The organism is Actinomycetota bacterium (assembly GCA_009923495.1).
In the GTDB taxonomy this organism is placed as follows: domain Bacteria; phylum Actinomycetota; class Actinomycetes; order S36-B12; family UBA5976; genus UBA5976.
Genome location: RFTJ01000004.1, coordinates 49,240 through 64,354, shown reverse-complemented (window position 1 = coordinate 64,354; position 15,115 = coordinate 49,240). Strand labels below are relative to the sequence as shown.

Below are 15,115 nucleotides of genomic sequence, written 5' to 3'. Positions count from 1 at the left end.
AATAAACCTATTAGTGAACTTTGCTAATTGTCTCAGTGAACGCCCGATTCAAATCTGTAAATTGTGCATCTACCACTTCCGGTAAGGCGCGCACCACAATTCGACTACCAGCGGGTACTTTTTCCAGGTTTTGCGTAACAATTTGGCGTAATTGCCGAGTTATTCGATGCCTAACAACAGAATTTCCAACTTTTCGACTGACGGCAAAAGCAAAGGTGGCACATTGATCTTCGGTTCTAACTACGTGAAGAACGAAATATTTACTGGCATAACGGCGACCCGATTTTAAAGTTTCGGCGATTTTAGGCGATTTGCCAAGCCGCAGGGCGGCAGGAAGCATTGCAGTTTACGCTGAAATGCGGGCGCGACCCTTTGCCCGGCGGGCAGAAAGAATGCCACGGCCAGCGCGGGTGCTCATGCGCTCACGGAAGCCGTGAGTCTTGGCCCGGCGACGGTTATTCGGCTGGAAGGTACGCTTTGACATTTCTGCAGCTCTTTCGGGAAGTCAATTAACATCACAAAGATACGCGGTCTGTCTCTGCTGGTCAAACTGGGTTGTTTGCCACTTAAAACCTAAGCATTTAAATTTTTTGCACAGCCGCTTGTCAAATTTATCCACAGGTCGTAGTCTGCTACTTCTAGCCTGTGGATATTGTGAGGGGAAATCTATGGAAAGTGTTGATTTAACTGATATTTGGGCTCAAACACTCGAGTCACTTTCTAAAGGTGCGTTGACCGCCCAGCAACGGGCATTTGTCACCTTAACTCGCCCCCTTGGCTTAGTCGGTGACACAGCGTTGATCGCAGCACCTAATGAATTTACAAAAGATGTCTTAGAGAGTCGATTAAGTCCAATTGTGTGTGATGCACTTTCTGCAACTTTGGGTCGTGAAGTGCGACTAGCGGTAACCGTAGATGAATCAATTGCACCGGAACTAGACGATGATGCAACTGACGATTTGGCTGACTCAACATATGCTGACATTGAGACCGCTGAACTTACTTCGGATCCAAATCCAGCTTTGCCGCCACAAGCTTCACGCGGACCCGCACCCGCACCACGTACCGATGAAGAAGGAAGTCGACTAAATCCGAAATATACTTTTGACACTTTCGTGCCGGGTGCCTCAAACCGATTTGCTCATGCTGCTGCTCGCGCCGTCGCCGAAGCTCCAGGTAAGGCTTATAACCCACTATTCATTTATGGTGAGTCTGGTCTTGGCAAGACGCATTTACTACACGCAATTGGGCATTACACGCGAACACTTTATGCCGGATCAAAAGTTCGATACGTAAGTAGTGAAGAGTTCACCAACCAGTTCATTAACTCAATCCGCGATGACCGGGCAAAAGAATTTCAGCGTAAGTACCGTGATATTGATGTTTTGCTTGTTGATGACATTCAGTTTTTGAGTGGAAAAGTCCAGACGCAGGAAGAGTTTTTTCACACTTGGAATACATTGATTAATGCCAATAAGCAAATTGTGGTTACATCGGACTTGCCACCAAAACAACTTCAGGGTTTTGAGGATCGGATGGTTTCTAGGTTTGCTAGTGCGTTACCAACTGATGTACAGCCACCGGACTTAGAAACTCGTATTGCGATCCTTCGGAAAAAATGCGCTCAAGAAAGATTGAGTGCCCCTCAAGATGTTTTGGAATTTATTGCTTCAAAAATGTCAACAAACATTCGAGAACTTGAAGGCGCACTTATTCGAGTAACTGCATTTGCTAGCTTGAACCGGGCACCAGTTGATTTAAATCTGGCAGAGATTGTTTTAAAAGATTTAATTACCGATGTAAGTGGACCAGAAATTTCAGCGAGTTCAATTATGGCTCAGACGGCAAATTATTTTGGTGTGACACTAGAGGATTTAACTGGCGCTAGCCGGTCACGAACACTGGTTACCGCGCGCCAGATCGCTATGTATTTGTGCCGTGAACTTACTGATTTATCACTGCCAAAAATTGGTCAACAGTTTGGTGGCCGCGACCACACGACAGTTATGCACGCAGATCGTAAGGTTCGCCAGCTTATTGCCGAACGCCGCAGCCTCTACAACCAAGTAAGTGACTTAACAGCTCGGATTAAGGCTCAGCCGCGCTAGATTTAGGTAAATATTGTTAAATGTGTAATTTTGCACATTATGTCAATAAAGAACCAGAAGTTGCATATATGCACATTGTGGATAACTTTGTGGATAAAAGCTAGTGTTAAATTTTGGTTGTTTTCGTTCTGTAGGAAACCTGCTAACAACCTTTGGGACGTCCACAAAATCCTGTGGATAACTGTGGATAACCTTCTGGCTTTAGAGTTAATGTGGATAAGCCTGTTGGTTATCCACAAGGTTATACCGCTTAAAAATACTTTTGGTTATTGAGTAAATGTCGTTTTTCCACACTTTCCACGGGTGCTACTACAACTACGAAAAAGATATATATCTGCTGACCGACAACCAACTGACCTGTAGATAACAAAATCTGTCTTGTAATTTTGTGTTTTATTGATACTTGTCTGGTGTGTGTGCCAACATTGAGGCTCACTAAAGTACTAAGTACCAAAACATATTGATCTTTTAAGGAATTTATTGTGAAGTTTCAAGTCGATCGAGATTTAATCGCCGAAGCTGCTGTTTGGGTGGGGCGGGTAATCCCTCAACGGCCGACGCAACCAATTTTGCGCGGAATTCACATTGTTGCTTCAGATAACAAATTAACTATTTCAGGTTCAGATTTGGATGTACGCAATCAAGAGGTAATTAATGCAAATGTTTATGAACCAGGCGAGGTGCTAATTTCTGGTCGGCTCCTATCTGACATCATGCGAGCGCTACCTGCCGCACCTATTGACTTTGTTGCAACAGGAACCAGGGTGGAAATCACAAGTGGTAGATCATCATTTACTTTACAAACCATGCCAACCGCAGAATATCCACCAGCACTAGAAATTCCAGAACCCTCAGGAACTGTAAACTCAAAAGAATTCACCACACTTATTTCACAAATTGGTGTTGCGGCAGCTCGGGATGACTTTAGACAACATCTAACAGGAATAAACTTCATCATCGAAGGCGACAACATGGAGCTCGCAGCCACAGATGGTAACCGACTAGCTGTTGCAAAATTAAACTGGTCACCAATATCAACCAAAATTTCTACTACAGCATTAGTGCCAGCAAAATATATCGTTGATGTAGCAAAATCTATTTCAGGAACCGAAGAAATAACACTCTCGTTTTCCCAGGGAAACGAGGGCTTAATCGGAATCACCGCCGGTTACCGACAAACAATTAGCCGAACTATAGCCACATCTTTCCCCACCTATAAATCGTTATTGGAATTCGAAACAACCTCGACAGTTCAGATAGACACGGCAAAACTTATTGAAACCGTGAAGCGTGTCTCGCTCGTACTAGACAACAATTCGCCAATCGCCTTGAGTTTTTCCGATGGAGAAACTTGTGTATTCGGGGCTGGTGGAGTTGGTGAAAGATCAGAGGCCCGTGAGTATCTTGAAAGCTCTCTAGTTGGGGAGCCACTTACTCTTGGTTTCTACCCACACTTTTTAATCGAAGGTCTAACTTCAATCAATGAGCCGTTCACACAAATTGAATTGAAGGAACCAATGAAACCAGCACTCCTAACCGGATTATCTGAAATAAATGGCCCGGCCAAAGATGCACATAAATATTTGTTACTGCCTCGCCGACTCGACTAATGAGAATAAATTCAATCGGACTGGTTAATTTTCGAAACCACGAGTTATTTCGCTTAGAACTAACACCAGGAAGCACGGCAATCATCGGCCGAAATGGCCTTGGAAAAACAAATGTGATCGAAGCAATTCATTACACTTCGACACTGCAAAGCCATCGAGTGAATCAAGATGGTCCACTAATTAAACATAACTGCGATAGCGCCTTCATAGAACTCTGTGCACAAAAACAAAACCGACAAGCAAAAGTTACCGTCACAATTAACCGTGAGAAGCCAAACACCTTTGAAGTTAACGGCTCGCAAACACGAAAACCAAAAGATGTTGCAGGGATAATTCAAACCGTAATTTTTTCACCCGAAGATTTAAATCTAGTAAAAAATGAGCCAGCTTCGCGAAGAAATTTCCTTGACGAGTTCCTAATTTTGCAGACCCCGAGGCTTGTTGAAGTAAAACATGATTATGAAAAAGCGTTAAAACAGCGAAACAGCCTACTTAAGTCGGCTGCCGGTCGGCCATTAGGCGAAACCGCAAAAGCAACACTTAGTGCTTGGGATGAGCAACTAATCAAATTTGGCGCAGAGCTTGTCTTTAATCGTCTCAACGCAATAGAAAAATTAGTTCCGCACTTAACTGAATTTGGAAATGTAATAAGTGGCGCGACCGAACCCATTCAAGCAAGCTATCAAGCGAGCTGGCTGACCAAAAATGCCAGGGACTTAACGGAGATATCAAACCAACTTCAAACAGCCCTAGAATCTAGAATTAAAGAAGAAATATCTCGCGGCCAAACATTGTCAGGACCACATCGAGACGATTTGTTACTTGAATTAAACAGTGCACCGGTTCGCAATTTTGCGTCACATGGCCAATCTTGGTCAGTGGCGATTGCCCTTCGGCTAGCAACATTTGCAGTGCTTAGAGAATTTGAGTCTGATCCGATTTTAATTCTCGACGATGTCTTCGCTGAGTTAGATGCCCGTCGCCGATCAAGATTAATTTCGGTAATTTCTGCTGTTGAACAAACTCTAATCACTGTTGCAGACACCAAAGACATCCCAGATGAACTTAAATCCACTAATTATTGGCTACCAGATGAGTTGACTCATGCTGACCAGTAGCCAGCAAGAGTTTCTTAAATCAGTTCTTAGTCGAGCTCGACTTCGCCGAGGCATTCAACCGCGTTCAAGCAACACAACGAACCGAGTAGCAGCCGACCAACGAAGTGGCCCCGGTCCAGATGTGCGCGACCCAGCAACATTAGCGATGTTGATCGACCACCTGATTGTGACTAGAGGCTGGGATCTAAACATCGTCGCTGGAAAAGTGAAAACACTATGGCCAGCACTTGTTGGGGATGACATTGCTAATCATGTTCAAATTGAAACTTTAGATTTAGCTTCAAGTGGGAGCTCAGGAGTGCTAGTCCTACGCGCAGAATCAACTGCTTGGGCGACTCAAATTCGACTGATGCTTTCAACAATCGAAGAAAAGATTGATGCAGAATTTGGTAGCGGAACAATCACTGAGATCAAAGTTTTAGGTCCGACAGCGCCGTCTTGGAAGCATGGCTTGCGCAGCGTTTCGGGTCGCGGTCCACGTGACACATATGGGTAGTTTTTTCAACAAAAATTGACCAGAAAACCGATAGGATTAAGGTACTCAAACCCGACATCCAGTGGCCCTATTTTCTGCTGAATATCGGGGGTTTTATCCCACTAACTGGAAGGCTAACTAGTGTCTTATGACGCCAGTGCCATCCAGGTCTTAGAAGGCCTGGATGCTGTTCGTAAACGCCCTGGAATGTACATCGGTTCTACCGGTGAACGAGGACTCCATCACTTGGTTTACGAGGTAGTCGATAACTCAGTTGATGAAGCATTAGCAGGACATTGCACTCACATAGACGTGACGATTTTGGCTGATGGCGCAGTGCGGGTGCGGGATAACGGCCGAGGAATTCCTGTGGACATTGTTCCATCAGAAGGAAAACCGGCTGTTGAAGTTGTGCTTACGGTTTTGCACGCAGGAGGAAAATTTGGCGGCGGCGGGTACGCAGTTTCGGGCGGCTTGCACGGCGTAGGTGTCTCGGTAGTGAACGCGCTATCAACGCATGTCGATGTAGAAGTAAAGCGCGAGGGTGCAATTTGGACGCAGTCTTATGACCATGGCGTACCGCGCGCCGACTTAGCCAAAGGCGGTAAAACCGATCAAACCGGAACAACTGTTACATTTTGGGCAGATGCCGACATTTTTGAGACAACCCACTATGACTTTGATACTTTAGCTCGACGTTTCCAAGAGATGGCATTTTTAAATCGCGGGCTTACTTTAACGCTAACTGACGAACGAGTGGCTACCTTTCTAGGCACCGACGAAAAAGGCGAAGAAGTAATTGAGCGTGGAAACCGAACCATAACTTATTTTTATGAAGGCGGCATCGCAGACTTTGTTCGACATCTAAATACCACAAAAGCGCCAATCCATCATGAAGTCATAGAGTTTGCTACCGAAGATGATGATCGCGGCCTTAGTGCTGAAATCGCGATGCAGTGGAGTAATGGTTACACCGAATCGGTTTACACATTTGCTAACACGATTAACACAATTGAAGGTGGCACGCACGAAGAAGGATTCCGTGCGGCATTAACTTCGCTAGTTAATAAATTTGCCCGCGACTGGAATATCTTGAAAGAGAAAGATTCGAACCTTTCAGGTGAAGATGTGCGCGAAGGCTTAACGGCAATAGTTTCCATTAAACTGCGTGAGCCACAGTTTGAGGGGCAAACTAAAACAAAACTTGGGAATACTGAAGCCAAAGCTTTTATTCAGAAAGTTGTAAATGAGCAACTGAGCGAATGGTTTGAGAAAAATCCAAGCGACGGTAAAGAGATCGCCCGCAAGTCAGTGCAGGCAGCAACTGCTCGACTAGCAGCACGCAAAGCCCGTGATTTAGCTCGCAACCGAAAAGGCCTACTTGGCGGCAGCGGACTGCCGGGCAAACTTAAGGACTGTTCTAGCACTGAGCCTGGCGAGTGTGAAGTGTTCATTGTTGAAGGGGACTCAGCCGGTGGCTCTGCGGGTCAAGGACGTGATCCACGTACCCAAGCTATCTTGCCAATTCGCGGAAAGATTTTGAATGTTGAAAAAACCCGACTCGATAAAGTGTTGGCAAACACCGAAGTTCAGTCGCTAATTTCAGCGTTTGGTACTGGAATTCAGGACGAATTCGACATAAATAAGTTGCGTTATCACAAAGTAGTTTTGATGGCTGATGCTGATGTCGATGGACAGCACATCCGCACCTTGCTACTAACTTTTTTGTTCCGCTACATGAAACCGCTAGTTGATGGTGGTTTTGTTTACCTAGCGCAACCACCGCTGTACAAAATTAAATGGTCTCGGGAAGCGCCTGCTTATGCTTACAGTGATCGTCAGCGCGACGAAGTTGTTGAAGCTGGACTAGCTGCTGGCAAGAAACTTCGTAATGAAGACATTCAGCGCTACAAGGGTCTTGGCGAAATGAACGCAGAAGAACTTTGGGAAACGACCATGGATCCACAACGTAGAGTCCTACTGCAAGTCTCGGTTGATGATGCTGCGCAAGCAGACCAGCTCTTTTCAACACTTATGGGTGAAGATGTCGAAAGTCGCCGCACTTTCATCCAGCGCAATGCTCGCGACGTACGCTTCTTGGATATTTAATGACTGAAATTTCAGAAACCAACGACCAGATTGAAATAGTCGACCTGCATGTAGAAATGCAGCGGTCCTATCTTGACTATGCGATGAGTGTTATCGTCTCACGCGCGCTACCGGATGTTCGCGATGGGTTAAAGCCAGTACATCGTCGAGTTATTTATGCAATGTATGACGGCGGATACCGACCAGACCGAGCATTTAATAAGAGCGCTCGTGTAGTTGGTGAAGTGATGGGCCAGTATCACCCGCATGGTGACAGTGCCATCTACGATACTTTGGTTCGTCTAACCCAAAGTTGGTCGCTTCGTTATCCACTTGCGCAAGGTCAGGGAAACTTTGGCTCGCCAGGAAACGACTCGCCAGCTGCTGCTCGTTACACTGAGGCCCGCTTGGCGCCAATTGCGATGGAGATGGTACGCGACATCGATCAAGACACCGTCGACTTCACTCCAAACTATGATGGCAAAAATCTTGAACCGACTGTACTGCCCTCTCGCTTCCCAAACCTGTTGGTTAACGGATCTTCGGGTATTGCCGTGGGAATGGCAACCAACATCCCACCGCATAATTTGCGCGAGGTAGCCGCTGGCGTGCAGTGGGCTTTAGAAAATCCCGAGGCAAGTCGCGAAGAGTTACTCGAAGCACTCATGGAGCGAATTAGCGGACCAGATTTTCCAACCGGCGCATTAATTGTTGGCAGACGAGGGATACAAGATGCCCAGCGCACTGGTCGTGGGTCCATCACCATGCGCGCTGTCACAGAGATCACCGAGGATAAACGCGGGCGCACTGTCATAGTTGTCACCGAATTGCCCTACCAGGTAAATCCGGACAACTTAATTTCACGCATTGCTGAACTGCACGATCAAGGAAAGATTTCTGGCATCGCAGACATCATCGATGAAACAAGTTCGCGCACTGGAATGCGCATCGTCATTGTTCTCAAGCGCGATGCAGTCGCAAAAGTTGTTTTAAACAACCTGTTCAAACACACTCAACTACAGGACAATTTCGGCGCAAACATGCTGGCGCTTGTTGATGGCGTGCCGCGCACACTCACTGTCGATGCGTTTGTCACGAACTGGATTGCGCATCAGATTGAAGTTATCCAGCGACGCACTGCCTACCGACTTCGCATTGCGCAGGAGCGCGTCCACATCTTGATTGGCTTACTCAAAGCTATATCCCGAATCGATGAAGTGATTGCATTAATCCGTGGTTCAGCATCGGCAGCCGTTGCTCAACAAGGCCTACAAGATCTACTTGAGATTGACGAAGTTCAGGCACAAGCAATTTTGGATATGCAACTACGTAAGCTTGCAGCACTAGAAGCAAGCGAACTGCAGAACCAGCATGACAAGTTGATGGCTGAAATTGCCGACTATCAAGACATCTTGGGTAGCATTATCCGCCAGCGCACGATTGTCAGTGAAGAGTTAGCCGAAATAGTGGCGAAGTTTGGTGATGAGCGCCGCTCGCAGATTGTTGCGGACGAAAATGAAGTAACTAACGAAGATCTGATTGTAAATGAGCCAGTCGTCGTCACTATTACCGCAGACGGTTATGTAAAGCGAACTAAGGCGGCACTCTATCGGGCACAGCGCCGTGGGGGTCGAGGCGTGAAGGGAGCGGCTCTTAAGCAAGACGATGTGGTTGCCCATTTCTTTGTCACCACGACACATAACTGGATTTTGTTCTTCACTAACCGGGGTCGAGTTTTCCGGGTTAAAGCTTATGAATTGACCGAAGCTGGTCGCGATGCTCGTGGCCAGCATGTAGCCAACCTCTTACAGTTAGCACCAGATGAAGAGATCGCCCAGGTATTAGATCTGAAGAGTTACGAACAAGCTCCGTATTTGGTCTTGGCAACTCGTGGTGGAATTGTGAAGAAGACAAAACTAACCGAATACGATTCACCGCGTAGTACTGGATTGATTGCGATCAACCTAAAAGACGAGGACACACTCGTTAGTGCTCAGTTGGTAAGCGCGCAGGATCATGTCATTTTAGTTTCCAAACTTGGTTACTCGGTCCGCTTCCATGCATCTGACGAAATTTTGCGTCCGATGGGTCGTAGTGCAACTGGTGTAATAGGAATTCGGTTCAAGTCTGAAGACGACTTCCTGTTGTCTCTCGAAGTTGCGAATGCTGAAGACTTCCTCGTTACTGTCACTGATGGAGGTTGGGCAAAGCGCACCGAGTTGTCTGAGTGGCGCTCTATGGGACGCGGAAATCAAGGCGTTCGGGCAATGCGTTTAGTCGAACGCAGGGGCGGGCTCGCTGGCGCACTTGTTTGTAAAGGCGATGATGAATTATTTGCGATTGCTTCAAATGGCATTGTGATTCGCACTCGTGTTGATGAAATTCGCGCAGCTGGTCGCGACACCATGGGCGTTTCGTTGATGAGAGTCGCCGATGAGGACCAGGTAGTCGCAGTTGCTAGGTCATCAGCAGAGACATTGGCACGACTAGAGGAATTAAATCTTGACGAACCAACCGATGTTGAAGTTTTGGATGCCCAAGAGGTAACTGAAGAAACATCTGAGTCGGAGTAAGCAGATGACAACAGGTTCCGAAGAAGCAGATTTTGCCCCGAGCACTCGCAAAGTTCGGATTACTCGACTTGATCCTTGGTCAGTTGCCAAGTCCTCGTTTATCTTGGGCGTAGCAATCGCTGGCATCATCATCGTTGCGACCATTGTGCTTTGGCTGCTTCTGTCCGCCGCCGGAGTTTTTGAGGCGATAACGGGACTATTTAGATCCGTTTCAGGAAATGAAGATTCAGCTGGCGTGAACTTCCTGTCCTTGGGGCGACTAGTCGGACTTTCCATGGTGATTTCTGCTATTGAAATTGTGCTACTTAGCGTTCTATCTACAATTTTCGCTGCCCTCTACAACCTCAGCGTAGGGTTCACTGGTGGAATTGAAGTGGATGTCGCAGATGAGCAGTCAAACTAGCCCCCATTTTGGGAGATTCGCGAAGTTGCGGTAATCTCGTAAACCGCGCGAAAAATACCAGCGTCATTAGCCCAAAGTGGCTATAGTCCTGGTGCAAGGAAGAGGTCGATCCAAAGTCGATCAAAGTAAGGGCCTATAGCTCAGCTTGGTTATAGTCCTGGTGCAAGGAAGAGGTCGATCCAAAGTCGATCAAAGTAAGGGCCTATAGCTCAGCTTGGTTAGAGCGCTTCCCTGATAAGGAAGAGGTCGATGGTTCAAGTCCATCTAGGCCCACGCAAGTTCAAGAAAGGATTGCGATGAAAAAGTTTTTATTAGCTGTACTCGCACTGGTCGGTTTCGTTGGTTACAAGCAAGCAAAAGCCAATAAAGCCGAACAGGACTTGTGGACACAAGCTACTTCTGAGTAGTTTAGAGTTCTGGATTTATCCAGGGGACTTAGCTCAATTGGTAGAGCACCTGCTTTGCAAGCAGGGGGTTAGGGGTTCGATTCCCCTAGTCTCCACAGCGGGGCCGCACATGCGGCCCCTTTTTTGTATCGTTAGTTAAGCAACTAAGTCAAAGGTGACGAAATGTTTGAGGTTCTTCGCGAGACCCCAGCACTTACTCGCCGTTTGCTTTTCGGAAACTTCCTAAGTTCTCTTGGAAGTGGCCTGACTCTGCCACTGTTGATTGTTTACTTAAACCAAATTCGTGGCTTCTCGTTAATAACTGCTGCATTAGTAATTTCTTGGATGTCGATCTTTGGCCTGGTGGCGACTGGACCAGTTGGGTGGGCAATTGACCGTTTTGGTCCAAAACCGGTGATGATTACTGGACTAACCATCCAGACTGTGGCAACTGCCAGCTGGTCTTTCGTTCACTCACCTTCGCAGGCGTATCTAATCGCTGCACTAACCGCACTTGGGCAGTCAGGACTTTGGCCCGCACAAAATACCATCGTTGCCCGAATGGTGCCACCAGAAAAGCGCCAAAACATTTTCGGCATCTCATTCATGTTTTTGAATCTTGGACTTGGCATTGGCGGTCTAGCAAGTGCACTCATCGTTGACTTGAATGACCCAGGAAGTTTTGTCCGGTTGTACCTGATAGACGCCTGTTCGTATTTGCTCTACCTTGCCGTCATCGCATCAATTCCTAATTTCAAATTCAATTCTGAGCATGAAAGTAGTCAAGGGAGTTATCGAGACCTATTGAAGGATCGCAAACTCATTTACTATTTCTTCACAACATTACTAATGTTGACTTGCGGTTATGGGTCGATGATGGATGCGGGTATTGCTCCACTGCTTACCGTTTTTGCAGGACAATCGGCAAAGACGCTAGGACCTATATGGGCAATCAATACTTTTGTGATCGTGATAGGTCAGCTTTACTTCATAAAACTTTTACAGGGACGTTCACGCTCTCGACTCCTGCAAGTCATTTCCTTGCTATGGGCAACATCTTGGATAGCTCTGGGAGTTGGGCTGAAGTTGCCCGGGTTATTACCGGCCGTTCTTGCTGGACTAGCAATGGCGATTTTTGCAGTTGGAGAAATGGTTTGGTCTCCAGTTGGGCCCGCTATCCCGAATGATTTAGCGCCAGAGCATCTACGGGGCCGGTACAACGCCGTGAGTTCGCTGAACTGGTCTCTTTCAGGTGCCATTGGCCCAGCAATCGGCGGGTTCATGCTGCATCGCAATTGGCCCTACCAATGGATAGCTCTACTAATTTTAGGTTGTGGAATTTCGGCTCTTATGGCTGAAAAACTGCGAAAGCAACTGACGCCGACCCAAGATGGCTTAACCTAAAATATATTTTTTGTGCACAGGTATTAACTAAAAAAACCCCGTATTTACAAGGAATTTTGTCAAACTTTCGGTTAACTCGCACAAGTTATCACCAAGCAATAACTGGTAAACAAGGCATTTTCCCCATTTTATCCACAGAGTTATCAACAGGGGTCATTGTCAGTGTCAGGGCAGCAATCTAAAGTCGGGCTATCGCGTAAAGAGAATTTGAAGGTGCACATGAGCGTGGCAGAAATCCCAAGGGGATATCCAGCAGATCAACTTTTAACTCCGCCCCAAGATTTAGTTGCAGAACAATCTGTTTTGGGCGCGATGCTTCTGAGCAAGGACGCGATTGCTGACGTAATCGAACACCTTCACGAAAATGATTTTTACAAGCCAGCTCACTCCACAATCTTTGCGGCGATTCTAGATATCTATGGCCGAGGTGAGCCAGCTGACGCAATCACAGTTTCAAACTACTTAACTAAAGCTGGCACATTAAGCAACATCGGCGGTGTAAGTTACCTGCACACCCTTGTCTCTGGTGTACCAACCGCAGCTAATGCTGGTTACTACGCCCGCATCGTAACTGAACGCGCAGTACTACGCCGCCTTGTTGAAGTAGGTGCCCGCATCACTCAGATGGGTTACTCAGCCGATGGTGAAATTGATGCCTTAGTTGATCGTGCGCAATCCGAAGTCTTTGATGTAACTAAGCAACGCCGGTCAGAAGATTACCAACCGCTGTCCGTCATCATCCCAAAAACACTCGAGGAAATTGAAGCTATTGAGGGTCATGGCGGCCAGCTACTGGGCGTGCCCACTGGCTTTTCAGGACTGGACAACATCACACACGGACTACATGGCGGTCAGCTGATAATTGTTGCCGCCCGACCAGGTATGGGTAAGTCCACTTTGGCACTTGACCTTGCCCGCAGTGCAAGCATCAAAAATAATATGACCTCCGCAATTTTCTCACTTGAAATGAGCCGTAATGAAATTGCGATGCGTCTACTCTCTGCCGAAGCAACAGTAAATCTAAGCGCAATGCGTGGAGGCAATCTAGTCGAGGCCGACTGGGATCGGGTGGCTAAACGCATGGGTGGTATTTCAGAAGCGCCATTATTTATTGACGACTCACCAAACATGACCATGATGGAAATTAGGGCTAAGGCTCGTCGGTTGAAACAGCGTCACGACTTACGATTAATCATCATTGACTACATCCAGCTGATGAGTTCTGGCCGCCGAGTAGAAAGTCGTCAAGTAGAAGTTAGTGAATTTTCACGCTCGCTGAAATTGCTCGCCAAAGAGCTTGATGTGCCGGTCGTTGCGCTTAGCCAGTTGAACCGAGGTCCGGAACAACGTCAAGACAAGAAGCCGATGCTCTCTGATCTGCGCGAATCTGGATCCCTGGAACAGGACGCTGATATGGTGATCTTGTTGCACCGTGAAGGGTTCTACGAGCCGGACTCGCAACGCCGAGGCGAGTCAGACTTTATTTTGGCTAAGCACCGCAACGGACCAACAGGAATTGTTACTGTAGCTTGGCAGGGTCATTACAGTCGTTTTGCCGAGATGGCAGCGTCCTCTTAGGCATGACAATCATTGATCGAGCACATCTTGCCGAGCTGTTAATTCGGGAGCGCCAAACCTACCGCACGAATAACCCAAAATCGTTGTCGTTATACGAGCAGGCGGACAACCTATTTGGTTCAGTGCCAATGACTTGGATGAATAAATGGTCAGGTGGCTTCCCACTGTACTTAGAGCGAGCACATGGTAATCGTGTTACAGACGTTGATGGCCACACCTACATCGACTTTGCGCTTGGCGATACTGGTGCGATGGCCGGGCACAGCCCACAGGCGAGCATTTCGGCAATAACTGAGCGCATTATTAATGCTGGTGGGATAACAACGATGCTTCCTACCGCAGATGCGCAGTGGGTTGGCGCCGAACTGACTAAGCGCTTCGGCTTACCACTGTGGTCGTTCACTCTAACTGCTACGGATGCAAATCGCTGGGCGATCCGCTTGGCCAGACTGGCAACCGGCAAGTCAAAGATTTTAGTTTTCTCATACTGCTATCACGGATCAGTAGATGAAACTTTTGCCGTGCCGGATGAAACTGGCAAGGCCGTTTCCCGGCCAGGCAATGTTGCCCCACCTATTCCGTTACACCACACCACTCGAGTTGTTGAGTTCAACGACTTAGCAGCCGTAGAGCGCGAGCTTGCCCATGGCGATGTCGCTGCAATTTTGACCGAGCCCGCTTTAACCAACATCGGTATCGTTCTTCCAAGGCCCGGATTTTTGCCAGGATTACGCGAACTAGCAACAAAATATCAAGCTCTATTAATGATTGATGAAACACATACATTTTCCGCTGGTCCGGGTGGCATGACCGCACGCGATAACCTCCAGCCCGACATCTTCATAATTGGAAAATCCATCGGCGCTGGCATTCCATCTGGCGCATATGGAATTACAAATGAAGTTGCTCAGGCAATTGCTGCACACGCTGAAGCTGACTTAATTGATGTTGGTGGAGTAGGTGGAACATTGGCTGGTAACGCGCTGTCACTGGCTGCGATGCGGGCAACACTCGGCGAAGTGCTCACTGATGCGGCTTTTGCTCACATGATCGAATTAGGAACTAGGTACACAAACCAGGTGCAGGAAATCTTGACCAAGTACGAGGTAGATTGGTCCATCGCACAAATAGGTGCTCGGGCTGAATATCGTTTTGTGTCACCAGCGCCAACTAGTGGCACCGATTCAGCAAATGCCAGTGACGATGCACTTGATGAATTTATGCACCTGTACATGTGTAATCGTGGCGTACTTATGACCCCATTTCATAACATGGCGTTAATGTGCCCGGCGACAACTGTTGAAGATGTAGACAAGCATCAGCAACTATTTGAATCTGCTATTCAAGAACTCACTCAAATTAGTTAACCGTC

The 15,115-nt window shown here is 47.2% G+C and carries 13 protein-coding genes and 2 tRNA genes; 13 read left to right on the top strand and 2 right to left on the bottom strand.

The window, feature by feature from the left end; translation table 11 throughout:
• Positions 1-10 precede the first annotated feature (10 nt).
• Complete coding sequence (rnpA, locus tag EBS36_02855) at positions 11-340, bottom strand: ribonuclease P protein component (GenBank protein NBU32094.1); 330 nt, start codon at positions 338-340, stop codon at positions 11-13.
• Between the two features lie 6 nt (positions 341-346).
• Positions 347-484 carry a 50S ribosomal protein L34 gene (locus tag EBS36_02850; GenBank protein ID NBU32093.1) on the bottom strand — a complete coding sequence of 46 codons (138 nt, stop codon included), beginning with the start codon at positions 482-484 and terminating at the stop codon, positions 347-349.
• Positions 485-668: 184 nt separating this feature from the next.
• Here EBS36_02850 and dnaA point away from each other — a divergent pair, with 184 nt between their 5' ends.
• From dnaA to EBS36_02785, 13 genes are all read left to right on the top strand, one after another.
• A complete protein-coding gene (gene dnaA, locus EBS36_02845) occupies positions 669-2,108 on the top strand; it encodes a chromosomal replication initiator protein DnaA (GenBank protein NBU32092.1) in 1,440 nt (479 codons plus the stop codon).
• 39 nt (positions 2,109-2,147) lie between these two features.
• Positions 2,148-2,381, top strand: a complete 234-nt coding sequence (locus EBS36_02840) for a hypothetical protein (GenBank protein NBU32091.1) — start codon at positions 2,148-2,150, stop codon at positions 2,379-2,381.
• Positions 2,382-2,587: 206 nt separating this feature from the next.
• Positions 2,588-3,718, top strand: coding sequence for a DNA polymerase III subunit beta (locus EBS36_02835; protein ID NBU32090.1), 1,131 nt, complete (start codon positions 2,588-2,590; stop codon positions 3,716-3,718).
• Positions 3,718-4,836, top strand: coding sequence for a DNA replication/repair protein RecF (gene recF / locus EBS36_02830; protein ID NBU32089.1), 1,119 nt, complete (start codon positions 3,718-3,720; stop codon positions 4,834-4,836). Before EBS36_02835 ends, recF begins: the two co-directional genes overlap by 1 nt.
• A complete protein-coding gene (locus EBS36_02825) occupies positions 4,823-5,332 on the top strand; it encodes a DUF721 domain-containing protein (GenBank protein NBU32088.1) in 510 nt (169 codons plus the stop codon). Before recF ends, EBS36_02825 begins: the two co-directional genes overlap by 14 nt.
• 120 nt (positions 5,333-5,452) lie before the next feature.
• Positions 5,453-7,420 carry a DNA topoisomerase (ATP-hydrolyzing) subunit B gene (gyrB, locus tag EBS36_02820; GenBank protein ID NBU32087.1) on the top strand — a complete coding sequence of 656 codons (1,968 nt, stop codon included), beginning with the start codon at positions 5,453-5,455 and terminating at the stop codon, positions 7,418-7,420.
• Positions 7,420-9,972: a DNA gyrase subunit A gene (gyrA, locus tag EBS36_02815; GenBank protein NBU32086.1), complete on the top strand. Its 2,553-nt coding sequence runs from the start codon at positions 7,420-7,422 to the stop codon at positions 9,970-9,972. Before gyrB ends, gyrA begins: the two co-directional genes overlap by 1 nt.
• 4 nt (positions 9,973-9,976) lie before the next feature.
• Positions 9,977-10,375: a DUF3566 domain-containing protein gene (locus tag EBS36_02810; protein ID NBU32085.1), complete on the top strand. Its 399-nt coding sequence runs from the start codon at positions 9,977-9,979 to the stop codon at positions 10,373-10,375.
• 198 nt (positions 10,376-10,573) lie between these two features.
• A tRNA-Ile gene (locus EBS36_02805) sits at positions 10,574-10,648 on the top strand.
• A 156-nt stretch (positions 10,649-10,804) separates the two neighbouring features.
• A tRNA-Ala gene (locus tag EBS36_02800) sits at positions 10,805-10,877 on the top strand.
• A 67-nt stretch (positions 10,878-10,944) separates the two neighbouring features.
• Positions 10,945-12,165 carry an MFS transporter gene (locus EBS36_02795; protein NBU32084.1) on the top strand — a complete coding sequence of 407 codons (1,221 nt, stop codon included), beginning with the start codon at positions 10,945-10,947 and terminating at the stop codon, positions 12,163-12,165.
• Positions 12,166-12,384: 219 nt separating this feature from the next.
• Complete coding sequence (gene dnaB, locus EBS36_02790; protein NBU32083.1) at positions 12,385-13,743, top strand: replicative DNA helicase; 1,359 nt, start codon at positions 12,385-12,387, stop codon at positions 13,741-13,743.
• A 2-nt stretch (positions 13,744-13,745) separates the two neighbouring features.
• Positions 13,746-15,110, top strand: coding sequence for an aminotransferase class III-fold pyridoxal phosphate-dependent enzyme (locus EBS36_02785; protein NBU32082.1), 1,365 nt, complete (start codon positions 13,746-13,748; stop codon positions 15,108-15,110).
• Positions 15,111-15,115: the final 5 nt, after the last annotated feature.